This is a genomic window from Rhodococcus sp. 66b, from assembly GCF_002076325.1.
Lineage (GTDB): Bacteria > Actinomycetota > Actinomycetes > Mycobacteriales > Mycobacteriaceae > Rhodococcus_F > Rhodococcus_F erythropolis.
The window spans coordinates 38,120-52,758 of sequence record NZ_MUZB01000012.1; the positions used below are offsets into that span (position 1 = coordinate 38,120).

Here is a 14,639-nt window from a genome sequence, read left to right on the forward strand (position 1 = left end):
GGCGCACAGCAAGGTCAGCGCCGACGGATTCTGCCGACCACCATGAGGGCGATCAGGGTAACTGCAAGCAGCAGTGTCGTATTTGCTGCGGCAAGAAATACCTGGCCGCGGTCGGTGAGTCCGAAGATGCTGACCGGCAAGGTCTTCCATGTCGCCGGGTAGACCATGACCGTTGCGCCCAGCTCACCCATCGACAGTGCGATGGAAAGCCCGGCGGCCGCACCCAACGCCGGGAGCAGCAGCGGCAGCGTCACCCGCGTCAGCACCCGCACTGGGCCGGCGCCGAGTGATTCGGCAGCTTGACGGTAGGCGGGATCGAGCCGTTCGAGCGCGGCCGATACGGAACTGAAGGCAAAGGCAAGCACCAAAACCGTGTGAGCGAGAATCACGATCCATTTGGTGCCGCCGAGCAGCAGTGGGCGCTCGTTGAAAGTGATCAACAGACCCAAGCCGATCGCGACCGACGGAACCGCAATCGGTAAATGGAATACGGCATCGGTGATGCGCCGCAGCCACATCGGTGCCTCACGAGAGGCCAGCGCGGCCCACGTTCCGACGATCAATGCCAGTGCTCCCGAGATGAACGCAGTCTGCAAACTGACGATCAGGCTGGCGAAGTTCTCGTCGGACAGCGCCGTGGAGAAGTTCTTGCCGCCGAGATTCGACGGAAGTGGACCGGTCCACGATCCGGCCAAGGCAGCTGCGACGACGGTGGCGATGGGCGCGACAAAAACCACCGCGACGACGAGGGTGAAGAATCCGAGTACGAGAGCCCTAGAGCTTCGTGTCCACAGCAGCACGGCTTCCTCCCATCAATCTGTTGAAGGTGAATCGGTAGAGGCAGTACAGGCCGAGTGAGAGTGCGACCTGGACCGTCGCGATCACTGCCGCGCCGGGCAAGTCGAAGGTGACGATGCCGCGGGTGTAGATGAGGACCGGAAGAGTTACGACGTCTTTTGCTCCGGTGAAGAGCACGATGCCGAATTCATTCAGTGTCATCAGAAGTACGAGCGATCCACCGGCCAGGAGGGCTGGCCACGCTTCCGGCATCACCACCTGCCGCAGAACTCGGACGGGTGACGCGCCGAGACTGGCTGCAACGTCGAGCTGTTCACGCGGAATCTGGGTGAACGCGGCCAATAGCGGACGCACGACAAAGGGTGTGAAGAAGGTGATTTCGGCCGCGATGACTCCGAACGGAGTGTTCAGGAAATTTAGCGGGCCGCTCGCGTCGCCGGTGATGCTGATGATCAAGGCGTTGACGGCGCCGGCCGTGCCGTACAGAAACGTGAACGCCAGCGTGATCAGGAATGACGGCAGGGCGAGCACGGTGTCGATCAATCGCCCCACCACCTTGGATCCGGCGAATGGAACGAAGGCAAGCACCAAGGCGAGGAAGGTTCCCAGGATCAGGCACCCCAGAGTCGACGCCACGGCGATCTGGATGGTCCGCCACAGTGCGGTTCGGAACAGTTCCGAACCGAGCACGGAGGACCACGTGGACAACCCGGTGCCGCTTCCGGTGCTCAGCGATTCCGTGAGGACACGCGCAGTGGGATAGACAGCAAACACGAGGACAAGAAGCAGTGGCGGTAGCGTCCACCCGATCCGGCGCCAGGGGATGGGGTCTTTGTGCTGGGGCACAGCGGTTTCAGGGCGTTCCAAGGTTGTCGTCATGGGTGGCGATCCGCCGGCACCAGGACACTGCCGTCCGTGGGCAAGACGACGCCCACTTCGGTGTCGACCGGTCGTTCGTCGTGCCCTGGAACATCCACGTCGACGCGGACGTCGTCGAGGCCACGGACAGCCAGCGTCAGTCGCGTCGTGGAACCGCGCCAGACGCTCGAGACGATGCGCGCCGGGAATGATCCTCGTGCGCCGACGCCGGTTACGCCTACCGCGTGTGGACGAACACACAGGTAGGCGTCCATGTCGGACTCCCATTCGATGTGCCCGATCTCGGGCTGCGGGGCGTGAGCGGTGAACGGCGTGCCACCGATCGAGACCAGTGCGGAGGTGCCGATGACGCGTGTGACGGTGCAGGGCAGCAGGTTGGCACCCCCGAGGAAGGCCGCGGTGAAGCTGGACGGCGGGCGTTTCCACAAGGCCTCGGCGGTGTCGATGTCCGCGAGTCTGGCGTTGCGCATCACTGCGATTCGGTCTGCGAGCGCCAGGGCTTCACTCTGATCGTGCGTCACATAGAGCATGGCTGTGTCAGGTAGTGCGGCGCGCAGTCTCGCCAGTTCGCCGAGCATGCTCTCGCGAAGTTGCGCATCCAGGGCGGCCAGTGGTTCGTCGAGGAGGAGTACTCCAGGGCGAATTGCCAAGGCTCGGGCGATTGCGATTCGCTGCTGTTGACCGCCGGAAAGCTCACGGGGAAGGCGCTTTCCGTACGCCGACATCCCGACCATGTCGAGGGCTTCGGCTACGCGAGGGCCGATCTCCGACCGCGGCACGCGATGGGCTCGGAGTCCGAAGGCTACGTTCTCGGAAACTCGCATGTGCGGGAAGAGTGCGTACGACTGAACGACGACGCCGATACCGCGTTGTGCGGGAGGCAGATTGGTGACGTCTCGGGTGCCGAGCTTGACGGAACCGGACGTGGGGCGGACAAATCCCGCGAGGGCCTTCAGAGCGGTCGACTTGCCGGATCCACTGGGCCCCAGCAGTGCCACAGTTTCACCCGGTGCCACTCGCAGATTGAAATCGACGAGTGCATGGGTTGCGGTCTTCCCGCGGCCGTAGGCGACGTTGACGCGATCGAAGGTGATGGCCGGAGCGGAATGTTCGATCGCTCCGTGAACACCGACGGTCTCGGGGAGCGTCCGCCCCAGTCTGGTTCTTGCCATGATCAGCTCCCGGTGGCTTTCTGGTAAGCGGCGATGTCGGCGTCGAGCGAGCTGAGGACGTCGTTCCAGTTCGGGGTCCACACGTTGACGCCCTGTAGAACTCCCGACGGCGTGTTCTTGTCGGTCGATTCACCGGCACTGCTTCGGACGTCCTCGCGGACCGATACGCCGAGTGCATCGGTGGCGACGGTCTTCTGGGATTCTTCGGAGAGCAGGAACTCCATCAACTTCTTGGCTTGTTCGCTGCTCGGTGCGCTCTTGGCGAGGCCCATCACGTAGGGCAGTGCAATGGTGGTGCGAGTGCCGTCGGCTCCCGCGGGGAAGAAGATGTCGAACTTCGAGCCGTCGTCGGCGATGGAGGCGAGGTTCATCTGGACGTCACCGTTGGCGACCAGGAGTTCTCCGTTGCTGACCTTGGGCTGGAGCTTTCCGGTGGAGGACGAGGGACCGACGTTGTTGGCCTGGAGCTTTCCGAGGTAGTCGAGTGCGCCTTCCTTGCCCATCAGATGCTGGAGCAGCAACAACACCGCGGTACCGTCGCCGGCCTGGCCGGGCGTGGAGTACTGCAACTTGCCCTTGAACTGATCAGTGAGCAGGTCGTCCCAAGATTGTGGGGCGGGTGACGCAGTCGGATTGGCGATGAACGAGAGGTAATTCTCGACGACGGGTACGTATTTGCCGGCGTCGTCCTTCTCGTCCGCGGGAACGGCGGAGGTGTCGATTCCGCTGGGCTCGAGCAGACCTTGGGCGTCGGCCTTCTGGATGAACGGCGGCAGCGTGATGATCACGTCCGCCTGTGGGTTGGACTGTTCTTTCTCGACCCGCGAGACGACCTCGCCGGATCCGGCTTCCACGAGGTTGACGGCGATACCGGTCTGCGCGGTGAAGGCGTCGAATCTTCCCTTGTACCAACCGGACAGACCGTCGGCGCTGTAGACGGTGACGGTTTCGGTGTCTGATCCGGCAGCAGTGCCGGTGCCACCGCAGGCGGTGGTGAACGAAAGGACGGACACGGCGAGAGCGGCCGCAGCGATGCTCGGGCGTAGACGCATGACGATTCCTTTTTCGGAGGTGAGATCAGGAGTGGGTGAGGAGTTCGGCGAACTCCGTCACCGACGGGACGATGTGGGTGGCTCCGGCGTCGCGAAGCTGTTGCTCGTCGTGTGCGCCGGTCAGAGTTCCGGCGACGATGGATGCGCCGGAACGAATGCCGCTGAGCACGTCGTTGGACGTGTCGCCGAGTACGGCGATCTGGTGGACGTCGTCGATCGAAAGTTTGAGCAGGGCAGTCAGAATCAGGTCCGGGTACGGTCGACCGCGACCGGCCTCGGCGGGGGAGAGGGTGAGATCGGCGAGGGTTTCCCAGCCGAGCGCGACGAGGAGTTTGTCCTGCGTCGATCGGCTGAACCCGGTGGTCAAGGCAACTTTGATGCCGGCCTCGCGCAGTGTGGTGATCGCCTTCTCCGCGCCAGGGATCGGCTCGGCCAGCCCCTGGTCGATGAGGGAATCGTAAGTGGTTTCGAATGCGGCGTTCGCGGCCTGGGCGCGGTTCTCGTCACCGAAGATCGCCCGGAACACGACGATCTTCGACTGGCCCATGGTGTCGAGGACGTACTGGCGAGCGGCGTCGGCTTCCGGGCCTTCGGCAGGCAGTCCGCCGGCTTCGGCAGCGGCGGCGAACGCGCGAAGAACCAGTCCGTCGTCGGCGACGGTGGTGCCGGCCATGTCGAGAACGGCAAGGGTGATGGGAGACATGAGAAGTCTTTCTTGTCGGAAGGATTCAGAGACCGAGCTGGTCGGCGGTTTGTTCCGCCAGTGCCGGGCCGAGCGTCATGCCGCGGCCACCGGGACCGGCAACCACCCAGACGTTGTCGGCGGCTTGTGCGCGGTGAACAAGTTGTGAGGGGTCGAGGCACTGGCTGTAGACGCCCGCCCATCGCTTGACGATGGGCGGAAGATCGCGCCCCAGAAGTGTTTCCACCACTCCGGACAGATGGCGATAGGGCGCCTCGTCGACGTCGAAGTCGAAGGGCTCCTCGTATTCGTGGGTGTCACCGATGGTCAGACCGCCGTGCAAGCGCTGCACGCACAGGAGTTGCATGCGGTGCTCCTCGGCAGTCGGTTCCTGTGGCTGCACCGTGCGAAGGTGATCGAGGGCAGATCCGGCGAAACCGGGGTAGTAGCGGAAGCTGTCACCGTCAGCGATTGCGGTGGTGAGCTTTTCGCCGAGTGGGGCGGTCTGCATCATCTGCAGGCGCACACGTCGCAACGGGAGATCGCCGGCGAGATCGCGGGCCAATCCGCCGAGTGTTGCTCCGGGGCAGACGATCACGAGATCGGCGTCGAAGTTGCGACCGCGATCGTCGCGGATGTGTACGCCGGGGGTGTTCGTCGTGATCTCGCGGGCTTCCGTTCCGGCGTGGAAGGTGTAACGGCCGGTGGATTCGAGGTAAGAACGGATGGCGGGGAGCGCTTGCCGTGACTCGACAGCGGCGTCCAGGGTGCAGTGCAGTCCGCCGAGAAACTTGCCCCGGAGCGCGGGGTTGACGACGCGAACGGCGTCGGGATCGAGAAGTGCGAACCCTCGGTTGTCGGCGTCCGGCCGAGCGAATGCTTCCTGCGCGACTGCGACCTCCTCCTCGGTGCGCATGAGGGTGATGGAGCCGGCCGGGCGGTATCCGACGCCGGGGACACGGGCGGCAAGGTCCGCCCACAGCTCGCGCGAACGCAGCGCGGCTTCGAGTTCGTGCGGAGCGCGCCCGGATACCCAGACCAATCCGAAGTTCCGTACCGTTGCACCGCGGGCTTCGGGCTCGCGTTCGAGATGGATGACGTCGTGTCCCCGGCGGATTGCCTCGTCGGCGTGCGCCGTTCCGAGGATTCCTCCGCCCACAATCAAAATTCGCATGTAGAGATAGTGACGTTTGGTCTAGACCAATAGGGGGAATCGAGACGAACTCCAGGTTAACAATTGGTATAGACCGAATTCTTGTACGCTTGCGCCATGAATCAGCAGACGTCCACCGGGCCGGGGACCTCGAGCGTCGTGATCGAACCGGAGCTGAAGTACTACCGGGTGCGCACCGAGATCGAGACCATTCTCAGTGGGCTCGAGGAGGGCGACGCAGTCCCGTCCGAGCGGGAATTGGCGGCACGTTTCACTGTCGCTCGCGAGACGGTCCGTCAAGCGCTTCGTGATCTGCTTGTCGAAGGACGGATCGAGCGGCGGGGGCGGGGCACTGTCGTCGCGAGTCCGAAGTTGGTTCAGCCGCTCTCGATTCGTTCTTATACCGAAGGCGCACTGAGTGCTGGGCGAGTGCCCAGTCGTAAGGTTGTGACGTTCGAACGAATGTCGGCCGACGACGGTCTCGCCACGGAGTTGGGTATCGAGTTGGGCGACAGCGTCGTTCATCTCGAGCGTGTCCTCTTCGCCGACGGTGAGAAGATCGGACTCGAATCAACCTTCCTGCCGGACAGCAGGTTCGGTGAAATGCTCGACGCTTTCGACGCGACGACATCGCTCTACGCGGCCATTCGCTCGATCGGCGTGGTCTTCGCCTCCGCAACCGAACGGATCGAGACGGTACTTGCCTCACCGCGGGAGGCAACCCTCGTCGAGTCCACCACCTCGATGCCGATGCTTCTACTGCACCGCACGTCTGTCGACCCGGATGGTGTGCCGATCGAGCGGGTTCGCTCGCTCTACCGTGGTGACCGTATTGCCTTCTTGACGACTCTTCGCGAGTAGGAGGGGCGCCGAGGGGGTCTGCTGTTACCGGGAACGATAGGCACTCCCAGGCCCGTGGAATCTGTTCTGTACTGGACTCCATCAAACGGGAGGACAGTGAACATGGGTGACAAGAAAGTCTGGTTCGTAACCGGCGCAGGCCGGGGCATGGGAGTCGACATTGCTCAGGCGGCTCTTGCCGGCGGGCACGCGGTGGTGGCAACGGGGCGTGATGCGGACCGTGTTTCTGCAGCGATCGGTGAGCATGACGACCTGTTGGTGATTGCCTTGGACATCACCGACGAACAAGCCGCATATGCTGCGGTGGACACGGCAGTTGCGCGATTCGGTGGAATCGATGTGCTGGTGAACAACGCCGGAAACTTCTACGCCGGGTTCTTCGAGGTTGTCAGTCCGGCGCAACTTCGCGCTCAGATGGAGACCAACTTTTTCGGGCCGATCAATGTGACACGGGCGGTGTTGCCGGTGATGCGTAGGCAACGGAGTGGACATGTCGTGACTGTCAGTTCGCTTGCGGGCCTGGTTGGTCAGGAGTTTTGCGCAGCCTACGCCGCGTCGAAATTTGCGCTGGAGGGCTGGATGGAATCATTGCGATTCGACGTCGAACCGTACGGAATCGGGACGACGATCGTGGAGCCGGGATTCTTCCGGACCGAACTGCTTGTCGAGGGTGCGTCGTCGATCTGGCCTGAATTGTCGATAGACGATTACGACGCCCGGACTGGCAAGACCGTCGAAGCGTGGAAGAGCATGAACGGTGCCCAGGGTGGGGATCCGGTGAAACTTGCCGCGGCACTTGTGGCACTTGTCGATTCGCCGCTACCCCCGCGTCGGTGGGTCGCCGGCGCCGATGCACTGTCCGTGGTCGAGCAGAAAGCCCACCAACTGCTCGATGAAGTCGAAGCCCACCGTGGTTTGTCTTCGTCGCTTGCCCTCGAGGCATGACGACCTGATCCGAATTCGTCAGGTCACGGTTGTGAGTTGAACATGTCCAGGAGCCCCTGGGGTGCGTTCTCGCCGAAGCACATGTCCAGACCGTCAGCCGACTGTTGTGCCGATGCGGCGCTGCGTGGGAAGAGTCGTTCTTCGTAGGCAGCAAGTCCTTCCTCCGTGCCGCTATGTGATGCGATCGCCTCGCCGAGTTCGGCGCCGTCGAGCATTGCCAGGTTCGCGCCCTCTCCGGCAAACGGCGACATGACATGCGCTGCGTCCCCGAGCAGAGTGACCCCGGGAGTACGGCTCCAACTGTGCCCGATGGGAAGAGCATGGATGGGGCGAGGGGTCAGCGAGCTGTCCGCTTCGACGATCAGTGACCGCAGCGACTCGTCCCAGTCCGAGAAGTGTTCCAGCAGAATCTTCTTCGCAATATGATCGTCGGAGAAGTCGACACTCGCTGACCAGTTCTCGGGAACTCGCAGGGCGGCGTAGATGTGCAGACTGTTGTCGGTCTCACGGTGGGCAAGGAAGCCCTTGTCGGCGCTGAGCGCGAACATCATTCCGCCGCCTACTGTTTCAGCGGCCTTCGCGTGCTGGTTGTCGGCGTCGTGAAGGTCGAACTCCACGAAAGATACTCCGGTATAGGCAGGAGTGGCGTTTGAAACCAGTGGGCGAATTTTCGACCACGCGCCGTCGGCGCCGACCAGGAGATCGGTGGTGAAGTGGGTGCCATCCGTGAGGTGGACCTCGTGTCGACGGTCCGGCAACAGATGGGCACTGCGGACCTTTGCTCCCCAGTGGATTGTTTCTTTCGGAATAGAGCTGAGCAGTAGGTCACGCAGCTGGCCGCGGTCGATTTCCGGGCGGTCGCCGTCTCCGGTGTCCTGCTCGCTCAGGTGCACGACGGCATTTCGATCGAGGACGCGTGTCTCTTCGCCGCCTTGATGAACGAGTGCGCGGAACTCGTCGTAGAGGCCTGCGGCACGAAGCGCGATCTGGCCCGAGTCTTCGTGGATGTCGAGCATCCCGCCTTGGGTCCGAGCTGTTGGTCCGGATTCGAAATCGAATACCGCCGAATCGATTCCGCGGAGATGGAGGACTCGGGCGAGGGTGAGGCCGCCGAGGCCGGCGCCGATGATTGCGATGGGGTAGTGGTTCATGGTGGGTTCCTAAGAAGTGAGTGGGGTGTTCTCGATGCCCCTGATGAGCGTGCGGAATCCCCAGGAGAGGCGCGCGGTGGGTTCACCGGCAAGTAGAGCTGTTGCATGGCCTGCGACGAGTGGGTGCGTCTGCGGGTTTGCGTTCCGGATTGCGTCGGTCAACGCGCTCCATTGGGCATCCGAGTCGGCGGAATTGTTCGGCGCCGAGTGTTCGGCAGCAGTGGACGTCGCGTACTGCAGCAGCAAGTCCACGCCCCACGCGGCTTGACCCGAAGGGACTTCGCCTTCGTCGAGCAATGCCAGCAGGCGCTCGAGCAGGCGTACGTAGTGAACTCCGCTGGGCCGGGAAACGAGAACCGACTGGGCAAGGCCGGGATGATCGAACAGTATGGCCGTGTAGGACGTCAGCACCCGTTCGAGGCGCGCTTGCCAAGTGCCGGAGGAATTTTCGGCGAGGTCCACGACTCCGAGCAGTTCGTCCAGAACGGCGGCGTGCAATTCGGCGGTATTTTGAACGTACACGTACAGCGACGCCGGCCCGGTGTCGAGTTCGAGGGCGAGTCGACGCATGGTCAACTTCTGCAACCCCTCCGACCGCAAGATTTTCACCGCGGTACTGACGATGCCCTCGCGTGTCAGAGCGGGTTTGGCCGGACGATTGCGTCGGCTCGATGGACTTGCTGGCTGATTGGGCATATTTTCACGGTACACGAACATGTTCGTAACGAACATGTTCGTTGAGTCACGTGAAGATGTCACGAATCACATGCTGATGTGAATGGGCTACATGCCCGTACCGCCGGAGAGCATTGCGATCGTCAGCAGGATGCCGCCGACTATGCCCACGAGCGGGCTGTCGCTGTTGAGTAGCCAGTCGTTCAACGATCCCATGAGCGCCTCTTTCGGGTTTCGATCTGCCGACGGTCGAGCTTATCGACAGATCGAACCCGGTATGTCACTTTTGTCCGAATTGTGGATCGGACCTGAGGTGATCAGCCGTAGACGTTGTCGGGGCTGATCAACTTGGTGATCGGTGCCATCAATGCGCTGGTCAGATCAGTCTCGCCGTCGATGTCGGTGTTGATGAAGACGACCAGTGTGGTGTCCTTCTCGGGCAAGTAGACCGAGACTGTCTTGTAGCCGGGCAGGCTTCCGTTGTGACCGATCCAGCCACCGCTGTTGAACAATCCGAGTCCGTAGCCGGAGCTGTCGTCCCCTTCGCTCAAGTTCACGGTTTGCAGGCGCTGCTTCTGAGTGTCGTCGGTGAGGAGATCGCCCTTGGCCAGCGCCGGAACCCAGATGCGCATGTCGTCCAACGACGAGATCATTGCACCCGCGGCGCCGCCCCACGACGGATTCCAGTCCGTCGCCGCGGTCACGGATTCGTCGAGCGTTTGGTTGGTGTACCCCTGTGCGTGTGGTGTCGGGAACGCGTTGGTCGTGGGAAAGCTGGTGTGCTCCATGCCGAGTGGTGTCGTGATCTTGGTGTCGATGACGTCCGACAGTTTTGAGCCGGAGACCTTTTCGATCACCATTCCCAGCAGAATAGTGTTGGTGTTCGAGTAGTCGACGGTGGTCCCTGGTCGAAGTTGGAGTGGGAGGTCCTTGACGTATCCGACGAGTTCCTCCGGTGTGAAAGTTCGGCGAGGATCCGAAAGATATTCCATCACAAACTGTTCAGACGTCGTGTAGTCCACGAGGCCGCTGCGCATCCCTGCCAGATGACGCAAGCTGATCGCATCACCTTCCATGACCCCGTCGACGTACTGGGAGATCGGATCGTCGAGACCGATCTTTCCCTCGTCGACCAATTGCAGCAGGGCGGTGACGGTAAATGTCTTGGTGACGCTACCGATCCGGTGGTAGAAGTCGGTCTCCATCGGTGCCTTGGTTGCAGTGTCGGCGACTCCTGCAACCTTCACATAGTTGCCGTCGGGTCCCCAAATGCCCACCATCGCACCGGGAATCCCCGTCGAATTCACCGCAGCGTCGATGATCGAATCGAGCTGGCCGGTGATGGCAGAGTCCATGACCTTGTCAGTGGTGGATGTGGGATTGTCTGCGGATTTGTCCGTGCTGCAGCTGATTACAGCGCCGGCAACCATGGCGCTGCACAGGCCGACAAGCATGATGCGTCTTGCTCCGGTTTTCATGAGTCGAACTCTGCCTGTCCGAGGGCACTCACACATCGACCCCGGGTACGGCAGACGCAGTCCCCAGGTACCTCCTCAACCGGTACCGGGGGACTACGGAACCCTGGTCTGAACCCTTGACTTGGGTCAGAGCCCGCCGTCGAAGAACGCCGCCAGGGCCAGTGCGGGGTCTGCCGCGGTGCCCATATTTGCTACGCCGACAACGATCAATCCCAGCGTGAACAGTGCAGTGAGACGACCTATCGACCCCGACATGAATCTCGTCCGCCTGTCGGATCGTGCCGTTCTCGCGAAGCGTGCCCACACGACCACAGCCACGGCCAGTGATATTGCTGCCGCGATCAGCGCGATCACCGCCATGGCCAAGTGATACCGCGCGAAGTCGCTGATCATCAGTTCGAGGGCGGGACTTTGCTGATTTCCGGTGCCCGTCGACTGAGCGAGCTGTTGTCGGACCTGCCCGACAGTTTCGGAGAGTGCCCCATCCGTCTGGGCCACGGGCAACATCGAGATCAGCGAAGAGAAGGGTGCGACAACACCTTGGACATTTGCCATCACGAGTACCGAAGAGAACAGTGCGAGGAGCGCGACCAGGCCTCCCGCCGAGACGAATGCGAGTTTCTTTCCAGTCGTCAGAGGGCCGGCGTTCACGAACGACGCCTTGAGCATGCGGCCGAGTGCGAACAGAACCGTCAGCAGGATTACCGCGATCACAGCCTTGGCCACGTGGTAACGCAGCCAGTAGTCGACAGCGGACTCCAAGCTCGGAGAGAAGGCTTGGGCACCGGAACTCCAGTATTCGACGAACGCGGCGCGGACCGTCTCGACGAGTTCCCCCTCGCCTGCGTACCCATCGCCCGGCCTACTCGTCAGCATGCCCGGGGCGAGAACGAAGGCAGCGGAGAAACCGGCGACCAACGCGATCAACGTGGCGATCTTGCGACCGGAGGACTGCGTCGAGCGCGACGGCCCCGCGGTGTTGTGCAGTGGAGAGTTGTGCAGTGGGATTCCTCCAGCGTGATGAGCGATCATCTGGTCACCGTCCACAAAGTCATGTCAACGAGTGTAGAAATCGGTACACCGGACTTCATCGTTCGAGAGGATGATATTTCCGGCGATGGCGTCCGCCCGCCGTCGCCGCTGCCGTCGACATCCCCTCAGCACTCGACGACATTGACGGCGAGTCCGCCTTCACTGGTTTCCTTGTAACGCACGGACATGTCGTTTCCGGTTTGGCGCATGGTTTCGATGACGGTATCGAGGCTCACCACATGCGTCCCGTCACCCAGGTATGCGAGCTGAGCTGCGGTGACTGCAGTCGAGGCGGCTACGGCATTTCGTTCGATGCAGGGGATTTGGACCAGGCCACCAACCGGATCGCAGGTCAGCCCCAGATGGTGTTCCATGGCAATCTCAGCTGCATTCTCGATTTGTCGTGGTGATCCGCCCATGACAGCGCACAAGCCGGCTGCCGCCATCGCGCAGGCAGCTCCGACTTCGCCTTGGCACCCCGCCTCCGCGCCCGAGATCGAGGCATTCGCCTTGATGATCGATCCGATTGCGGCAGCGGTGAGGAGAAAGGTTCGAACGTCGTGAGCGCCGGCGCCCGTCGCACGTATGTGGTGGTAGAGCACCGCCGGCACGATGCCTGCGGCACCGTTCGTCGGAGCCGTTACCACGCGGCCACCTGCTGCATTTTCTTCGTTGACCGCCATGGCGTAGACGGTCAACCACTCGCGTGAGGATGGTGCGCAGTTACGTTGTTCCAGTTGAATGTTCGCAGACCGTGCTCTTCGGCGAACTCCGAGACGCCCGGGCAATACACCTTCGGTCTGGGTGCCGCGTTCGATGCATGCGCGCATCGCGGACCAGATCGCGTCGATGCCGGCGAATGCCCGATCCTGGCCGTGTATCGCGATTTCGTCCGACAGTGCCAGCTCGGCGATAGTTCCGGAGTCGCATTCCGCCAGTAGTTCTTTCGCGGTTCGATAGTGTGAGTTGATCGAATGCGTGCTTGCTTGCGTCTCCGTTCCGGCGCGCAGTACGAATCCGCCACCGATCGACAGATATGTACTCGTACAGACGATTTCGTTACCCTTGAAGGCTGTCAGTGTCATCGAGTTGGGGTGCCCGTGACGGCGAACGAGTGGCTCGAACACCATGTCCTCGCGAGTGAACACAACATGTCCGAGTGAACCGCCGACTAGCATCACCGATCCGCCGTCCGACAGTTCGGCCCATCGCCCGTGAACGTCGGTCGGCTCGCACGTTTCAGGATCCAACCCACGAAGTCCCGCAATCACCGCGTCGGGAGTGCAGTGACCTATTCCGGTGGCGGCGAGAGAGCCGTGCAGGTTGCAGCGAATTCGGTCGACCGACGCGGTCAAGCCGGCGGCGGAGAGCTCGCCGCCGAAAGTGCGAGCGGCGCGCATCGGACCGACCGTGTGTGAACTGGAGGGTCCGATGCCGATGGAGAAGAATTCGAGAGCGGAAACATAGACGCCGGTGGTGCTCATTCGGCGCTCGTGACGGTGGTCGCTCCTGACTCGCGCTGGGCCGCAATCGTCAGGAGATTGGAGCGCGAGTCCGCGGTGGCGGCTCGGATCACTGTGCGCGCCATTGCGATTGCTCCGTGCAGAACAGCTTCGTCGCCCGCTGCGGAGCGGGCATCAGCGGCAAACTCGATAGTGTGAGGAACTCCGGTGACGCCGCGCAACGCGATCATCGGGTGGATCGAGGGGACCACCTTCGACACGTTGCCCATGTCCGTCGAGCCGCCGGTCAGGGGAGTTCGGGCGGCCGCGGTGCGGCCCAGGCTCGCGATCTCCTCGTCCCAGATCGTCGCCAGCACGCGATGTTGAACAAGCTCCTCGTAGCGCGGTTCGGCGCGTTCGGTCGACCAGGAGCAGTCGCTGGCCACAGCTGCGCCCTCGAAGCAGGAGAGCATGCGACGCTTGGCGTCCAACAGCACGTCGAGTTCTGCGGCCCGAACTTCCGCTCGCACCAACGTCGAGGCCGGAATGATGTTTGTTGCTTCGCCGCCGTGCTCGACATAGGCGTTGAGCCTGACGTCGGACGGAAGTTGTTGACGGAGAAGTCCGATGGCGACCAAGGCGATCGTGGCGGCGTCACCTGCGTTGATGCCCTTGTGTGGCGCAGCGGCCGCGTGTGCGGCTCGTCCGGTGTAGGTCACGTCGAACCGATCGACTGCCTGCGTTCCGGTGACGGTGCAACTGACGTCTTCACCTGCAGCGCCGTGGACCATGATCGACATCGCCGCGCCCTCCCATGCGCCACGTTCGAGCAGCAAGACTTTCCCGCCGCCATGTTCTTCGGCCGGCGTACCGAGAAGGACGACGGTCAGGCCGTGTTCCTCCGCGACCTCTCCGAGCGCGATAGCTGCTCCCAGTCCGGCAGCGGCGATGACATTGTGTCCACACGCATGACCGATGTCGGGAAGGGCGTCGTACTCGGCGCAGACTACGACGCGGAAGGGGCCGGAGCCTCGCACAGCTTCGAATGCCGTCTCGAGGCCGTAGGCGGCGCGAGTAACCGTGAAGCCGGCTTCCTGTGCGGCGTCCGCCAAGAGGGCGGACGCCCGATGCTCTTCGAATGCCAGCTCTGGGTGAGCATGGATCGTGTGGCTGACATCGATGAGGCGTGATGCCCACTTCTCGATCGTGCTCGAAACCGAGTCTGTGTGGGTGAGGGTGTCAGCGATGGACATGGGTATTGCTTCCTTTCAACATCTTTGGTTCTCTGTGTCTTCGGATCGCGGTGTCTTCAGTTCTCA

General features: G+C 62.5%; 14 protein-coding genes. 2 read left to right on the forward strand and 12 right to left on the reverse strand.

The features are described from left to right. Positions 1-14: 14 nt before the first annotated feature. The 6 genes from B0E55_RS21930 to B0E55_RS21955 are packed head-to-tail and all read right to left on the reverse strand — an operon-like array spanning position 15 to position 5,757. Entirely contained in the window at positions 15-800 is a 786-nt protein-coding gene (locus tag B0E55_RS21930; protein WP_019747999.1) for an ABC transporter permease, read from the reverse strand. Further along, positions 775-1,677, reverse strand: coding sequence for a 2-aminoethylphosphonate ABC transporter permease subunit (locus B0E55_RS21935; protein WP_019748000.1), 903 nt, complete (start codon positions 1,675-1,677; stop codon positions 775-777). Before B0E55_RS21935 ends, B0E55_RS21930 begins: the two co-directional genes overlap by 26 nt. Then, positions 1,674-2,849 (reverse strand): ABC transporter ATP-binding protein, encoded by a 1,176-nt coding sequence (locus B0E55_RS21940; RefSeq protein WP_019748001.1) that lies wholly within the window; start codon positions 2,847-2,849, stop codon positions 1,674-1,676. Before B0E55_RS21940 ends, B0E55_RS21935 begins: the two co-directional genes overlap by 4 nt. A gap of 2 nt (positions 2,850-2,851) precedes the next feature. After that, positions 2,852-3,901 carry a 2-aminoethylphosphonate ABC transporter substrate-binding protein gene (locus tag B0E55_RS21945; RefSeq protein WP_020969356.1) on the reverse strand — a complete coding sequence of 350 codons (1,050 nt, stop codon included), beginning with the start codon at positions 3,899-3,901 and terminating at the stop codon, positions 2,852-2,854. A gap of 25 nt (positions 3,902-3,926) precedes the next feature. Continuing rightward, positions 3,927-4,604 (reverse strand): phosphonatase-like hydrolase, encoded by a 678-nt coding sequence (locus tag B0E55_RS21950; protein WP_019748003.1) that lies wholly within the window; start codon positions 4,602-4,604, stop codon positions 3,927-3,929. A gap of 25 nt (positions 4,605-4,629) precedes the next feature. Then, positions 4,630-5,757, reverse strand: a complete 1,128-nt coding sequence (locus tag B0E55_RS21955) for a TIGR03364 family FAD-dependent oxidoreductase (protein ID WP_019748004.1) — start codon at positions 5,755-5,757, stop codon at positions 4,630-4,632. A 96-nt stretch (positions 5,758-5,853) separates the two neighbouring features. Between B0E55_RS21955 and B0E55_RS21960 the strand changes: the two genes are divergently transcribed. Both B0E55_RS21960 and B0E55_RS21965 read left to right on the forward strand, forming a co-directional pair. After that, the gene (locus tag B0E55_RS21960) at positions 5,854-6,597 is read left to right on the forward strand and encodes a GntR family transcriptional regulator (protein WP_019748005.1); all 744 of its coding nucleotides are present in this window, start codon (positions 5,854-5,856) and stop codon (positions 6,595-6,597) included. A 102-nt stretch (positions 6,598-6,699) separates the two neighbouring features. Further along, complete coding sequence (locus B0E55_RS21965; protein ID WP_020969358.1) at positions 6,700-7,542, forward strand: SDR family NAD(P)-dependent oxidoreductase; 843 nt, start codon at positions 6,700-6,702, stop codon at positions 7,540-7,542. A 23-nt stretch (positions 7,543-7,565) separates the two neighbouring features. On the opposite strand, the gene B0E55_RS21970 is transcribed toward B0E55_RS21965, so the two are convergent. The 6 genes from B0E55_RS21970 to B0E55_RS21995 all read right to left on the reverse strand — a co-directional run bounded on the left by B0E55_RS21970 (position 7,566) and on the right by B0E55_RS21995 (position 14,573). Then, positions 7,566-8,693 (reverse strand): FAD-dependent oxidoreductase, encoded by a 1,128-nt coding sequence (locus tag B0E55_RS21970; protein WP_080910461.1) that lies wholly within the window; start codon positions 8,691-8,693, stop codon positions 7,566-7,568. A 9-nt stretch (positions 8,694-8,702) separates the two neighbouring features. Further along, a complete protein-coding gene (locus tag B0E55_RS21975) occupies positions 8,703-9,389 on the reverse strand; it encodes a TetR/AcrR family transcriptional regulator C-terminal domain-containing protein (RefSeq protein WP_080910525.1) in 687 nt (228 codons plus the stop codon). Positions 9,390-9,685: 296 nt separating this feature from the next. Next, the gene (locus B0E55_RS21980; RefSeq protein ID WP_080910462.1) at positions 9,686-10,846 is read right to left on the reverse strand and encodes a serine hydrolase domain-containing protein; all 1,161 of its coding nucleotides are present in this window, start codon (positions 10,844-10,846) and stop codon (positions 9,686-9,688) included. A 126-nt stretch (positions 10,847-10,972) separates the two neighbouring features. Further along, positions 10,973-11,878, reverse strand: coding sequence for a hypothetical protein (locus B0E55_RS21985; RefSeq protein WP_241896118.1), 906 nt, complete (start codon positions 11,876-11,878; stop codon positions 10,973-10,975). Positions 11,879-12,003: 125 nt separating this feature from the next. Continuing rightward, positions 12,004-13,362 (reverse strand): L-serine ammonia-lyase, encoded by a 1,359-nt coding sequence (locus B0E55_RS21990; protein ID WP_080910464.1) that lies wholly within the window; start codon positions 13,360-13,362, stop codon positions 12,004-12,006. Further along, on the reverse strand, positions 13,359-14,573 hold the full coding sequence (locus B0E55_RS21995) for an amidohydrolase (protein ID WP_080910465.1): 1,215 nt from the start codon (positions 14,571-14,573) through the stop codon (positions 13,359-13,361). The genes B0E55_RS21990 and B0E55_RS21995 overlap by 4 nt, the downstream gene beginning before the upstream one ends. Positions 14,574-14,639 lie beyond the last annotated feature (66 nt).

What these genes read in the sequence shown, in the direction of transcription:
- B0E55_RS21975 (WP_080910525.1), bottom strand. Translation starts at nt 9,389, where the DNA reads ATGCCCAATCAGCCAGCAAGTCCATCGAGCCGACGCAATCGTCCGGCC.
- B0E55_RS21955 (WP_019748004.1), bottom strand. Translation starts at nt 5,757, where the DNA reads ATGCGAATTTTGATTGTGGGCGGAGGAATCCTCGGAACGGCGCACGCC.
- B0E55_RS21940 (WP_019748001.1), bottom strand. Translation starts at nt 2,849, where the DNA reads ATGGCAAGAACCAGACTGGGGCGGACGCTCCCCGAGACCGTCGGTGTT.
- B0E55_RS21945 (WP_020969356.1), bottom strand. Translation starts at nt 3,901, where the DNA reads ATGCGTCTACGCCCGAGCATCGCTGCGGCCGCTCTCGCCGTGTCCGTC.
- B0E55_RS21970 (WP_080910461.1), bottom strand. Translation starts at nt 8,693, where the DNA reads ATGAACCACTACCCCATCGCAATCATCGGCGCCGGCCTCGGCGGCCTC.
- B0E55_RS21995 (WP_080910465.1), bottom strand. Translation starts at nt 14,573, where the DNA reads ATGTCCATCGCTGACACCCTCACCCACACAGACTCGGTTTCGAGCACG.
- B0E55_RS21965 (WP_020969358.1), top strand. Translation starts at nt 6,700, where the DNA reads ATGGGTGACAAGAAAGTCTGGTTCGTAACCGGCGCAGGCCGGGGCATG.
- B0E55_RS21990 (WP_080910464.1), bottom strand. Translation starts at nt 13,362, where the DNA reads ATGAGCACCACCGGCGTCTATGTTTCCGCTCTCGAATTCTTCTCCATC.
- B0E55_RS21960 (WP_019748005.1), top strand. Translation starts at nt 5,854, where the DNA reads ATGAATCAGCAGACGTCCACCGGGCCGGGGACCTCGAGCGTCGTGATC.
- B0E55_RS21985 (WP_241896118.1), bottom strand. Translation starts at nt 11,878, where the DNA reads ATGATCGCTCATCACGCTGGAGGAATCCCACTGCACAACTCTCCACTG.
- B0E55_RS21980 (WP_080910462.1), bottom strand. Translation starts at nt 10,846, where the DNA reads ATGAAAACCGGAGCAAGACGCATCATGCTTGTCGGCCTGTGCAGCGCC.
- B0E55_RS21935 (WP_019748000.1), bottom strand. Translation starts at nt 1,677, where the DNA reads ATGACGACAACCTTGGAACGCCCTGAAACCGCTGTGCCCCAGCACAAA.
- B0E55_RS21950 (WP_019748003.1), bottom strand. Translation starts at nt 4,604, where the DNA reads ATGTCTCCCATCACCCTTGCCGTTCTCGACATGGCCGGCACCACCGTC.